The sequence below is a fragment of the Rhodoplanes sp. SY1 genome, from assembly GCF_046000175.1.
Classification (GTDB): Bacteria; Pseudomonadota; Alphaproteobacteria; order Rhizobiales; family Xanthobacteraceae; genus Rhodoplanes.
On sequence record NZ_JBEOMB010000250.1, the window covers coordinates 1 to 3,074 of the forward strand.

Genomic DNA, 3,074 nt, shown 5'->3' on the forward strand with positions numbered 1-3,074 from the left:
CGCTCGGGCTCGTCAGCCTCGTCTTCGCCGGCTTCATGCTGTACCGGCGGCGCGACATCAAGCGGCTGTTCGCCTACTCGTCGATCGAGCACATGGGCATCGCCACCTTCGCGTTCGGCATCGGCGGGCCGCTCGCCAATTTTGCCGGCCTTCTGCACATGACCATGCACTCGCTGGTCAAGTCGGCGATCTTCTTCGCCGTCGGCCATGTCGCCCAGGCCAAGGGCACGCAGCGCCTCGCCGACATCGGCGGGCTGTCGTCGACCCATCCGGTGCTGGCCGTCGGCTTCTCGCTCGGCGTCGTCGCCATCGTCGGGCTGCCGCCCTTCGGCGTGTTCATGAGCGAGTTCCTGCTCGTCTCCACCGCCTTCTCGCGCCAGCCGGTGCTCACCGTGGTGCTGATCGCCGGCCTGATCCTGGCGCTCGGAGCATTGCTGATGCGAATGCAGCAGGTGGTCTTCGGCGAGCCGCGTGGAAAATCGGAGCCCGTGAAGGCCTCCTACGTGCCGCTGTTCGTCCACCTCCTGCTCGCATTGATCGCCGGCCTGTGGCTGCCGGAGGCGCTGGTGCGCTGGTTCCGCGGCGTCGCCGCGCTGCTCGGGTGATCGTGATGGCCGAGACCGCGAAACCAGACACCACGAAGGCCGGTGACCGCATCACGGCGCTGCTCGCCGACGCCGACGTCGCCGGGCCGCAACGCCCGTGGCCGCGTTATCTGGTCGACGCCACCGTGTTCGAGGCGATCGCCAAGCTGCTCGGCGAGGGCGAGCGTGATCTCGTCGGCCTGTGGGCCGAGACCGGGGCCGTGCATCTCGCGCTGCGCCGGGTCGGCGAGGATCCGTGTGTCGTCTCGACGCCCGTGATCGACGGCCGCTTCCCGTCGGTCGGCATGCGCCATGCCCCGGCGATCCGGCCCGAGCGGGCGATCCGCGATCTGTTCGGCTACGAGCCGGTCGATGCGCCCGACCTTCGGCCCTGGCTCGACCACGGCGCCTGGACGGCAACGGCGCCGCTCGGTGCGGCGGGGCCGGCGGTGCCGCGCGACCCCGCCGATTATCAGGTCCTGCCCGTGAAGGGCGAGGGCCTGCATCAGATCCCGGTCGGCCCCGTGCATGCCGGCATCATCGAGCCCGGCCACTTCCGCTTCACGGCGAACGGCGAGACCGTGGTGCGGTTGGAGGAGCGGCTCGGCTACGTCCACAAGGGGATCGACGGGCTGCTGGTCGACGCGCCGCTCGACCGCGCCGCCAAGGTGGTGGCGCGCGTCTCGGGCGACTCGACGGTCGCTTCGAGCTTCGCCTTCGCCCGCGCCGTCGAGGCGGCACTGGGTGTCGTGCCGCCGCCGCGCGCCGTCGCGGTGCGCGGCGTGATGGCCGAGCTGGAGCGGCTCGCCAATCACTTCGGCGACATCGGCGCGATCTGCAACGACGCCGCCTTCGCCATCGTGCTGGCCCACTGCGGGATCTTTCGTGAGAAAATTCTCGCGGCGTCGGCGGCCGTGTTCGCCCACCGGCTGATGATGGACATGATCGTGCCGGGCGGCGTCACGGCCAACGTCACGGCCGAGGGCGCCAAGCTGATCGTCGAGACGCTCGACGCGATCACGCCGGCCTTCGAGGAGATCGTCCGCCTCTACGAGGACACGCCCTCGATCCAGGACCGCACCTGCGGCACCGGCCATCTGTCGGCCGAGCTCGCGCGGCGCTTCGCCGCCGGCGGCCCGGTCGGCCGCGCCTCGGCGCGCGACTTCGACGCGCGGCGCGATCTCGCCTACGCGCCCTATGCGGGCCGCGCCTTCGAGGTGCCGGTGCTCACCGCCGGCGACGTCGACGCCCGCATCCAGGTGCGCATCCGCGAGGTCGCCGCGTCGATGAAGCTGATCCGCGAGCTTTTGCGCGCACTGCCGGGCGGGCCGGTCTTCACGCCGCTGCCGGACGCGACCGAAGCGTGCGAGGGCATAGCCGTCACCGAGGCGTTCCGCGGCGATCTCCTGGTGTGGCTGCGCCTTCTTCCCGGCCGCATCGTCGCGCGCGGCCACGTGCGCGACGCCTCGTGGTTCCAGTGGCCGCTGCTCGAGGCGGCGATCGAGAGCAACATCGTCGCCGACTTCCCGCTGTGCAACAAGTCGTTCAACTGCTCGTACTCGGGAGCCGATCTGTGACCGCCCGATCGTCCGTCAAGCGCCGTAGGGTGGGCAAAGGCGCGCAGCGCCGTGCCCACGCGGCCCGTGTGAGGACCGTCTCGTGCGGCCGAGGGTGGGCACGCTTCGCTTTGCCCACCCTACGGACCTCGGCGAAGAGAGCCAGCAACATGCCGAGCTCGCAATGCGCACCCTGATCCTGAAATCGCTGTTCGCGCGGCCCGTGACGTTGCCGGCCTCCGGTGCGTCGGCGGCGGCGCTCGACGAGGTCGGGCGGGCGCTGGAGAGCCGGGTGCGCCGCGTCTACGGCCGCTCGCTCTCCATCCGCGAGGTCGATGCCGGCTCGTGCAACGGCTGCGAGCTGGAGATTCACGCCCTCAACAACGCCGTCTACGACTGCGAGCGCTTCGGCCTGAAGTTCGTCGCCTCGCCGCGCCACGCCGACGTGCTGATGGTCACGGGCCCGGTCGCCCGCAACATGAAGGTCGCGCTGGAGCGCACCGTCGCGGCGACGCCGGCGCCGAAGTTCGTCGTCGCGGTCGGCGATTGCGCGGCCGGCTGCGGCGTGTTCGGCGCGAGCTACGCGGTGGTCGGGTCGGTCGGCGAGGTCGTGCCGGTCGATCTCACGCTGCGCGGCTGCCCGCCGCGGCCGATCGATCTCCTGCAAGGCCTGATCGCGCTGGTCGACAAGGCGAGCGGCCGCGCCGCACGCTGATCCGCCCCCATCGGAGGCCCCGAACAGAGACCGGCCGGGCGCGAGCCCGGCCGGTCTTGCGTCGGCGCCATGCGCGCCCGGAGACCCGGGCGGGACGGCGTGATCAGGAGATCGTCACCAGCGGCTGGTCGGCGTCGACCGCGTCACCGTCCTTGACGTGGATGCCCGTGATGGTGCCGGCCTTGTGGGCGCCGATCACGGTCTTCATCTTCATCGCCT

4 protein-coding genes are annotated in these 3,074 nt (G+C 71.3%); 3 read left to right on the forward strand and 1 reads right to left on the reverse strand.

Translation table 11 applies throughout. From position 1 onward, the window contains the following. The 3 genes from ABTU92_RS28915 to ABTU92_RS28925 form a co-directional block, all read left to right on the forward strand. On the forward strand, positions 1 to 605 hold a 605-nt coding region (locus ABTU92_RS28915; protein WP_408095013.1), incomplete at its 5' end, for a proton-conducting transporter membrane subunit. Between the two features lie 5 nt (positions 606 to 610). Further along, positions 611 to 2,161, forward strand: coding sequence for a hydrogenase expression protein HypE (locus ABTU92_RS28920; RefSeq protein WP_408095014.1), 1,551 nt, complete (start codon positions 611 to 613; stop codon positions 2,159 to 2,161). A gap of 163 nt (positions 2,162 to 2,324) precedes the next feature. Continuing rightward, positions 2,325 to 2,855, forward strand: coding sequence for an NADH-quinone oxidoreductase subunit B family protein (locus ABTU92_RS28925; RefSeq protein WP_408095015.1), 531 nt, complete (start codon positions 2,325 to 2,327; stop codon positions 2,853 to 2,855). Between the two features lie 103 nt (positions 2,856 to 2,958). Here ABTU92_RS28925 and ABTU92_RS28930 read toward each other — a convergent pair whose 3' ends face one another. Further along, positions 2,959 to 3,069 (reverse strand): biotin/lipoyl-containing protein, encoded by a 111-nt coding sequence (locus ABTU92_RS28930; RefSeq protein ID WP_408095016.1) that lies wholly within the window; start codon positions 3,067 to 3,069, stop codon positions 2,959 to 2,961. Positions 3,070 to 3,074: the final 5 nt, after the last annotated feature.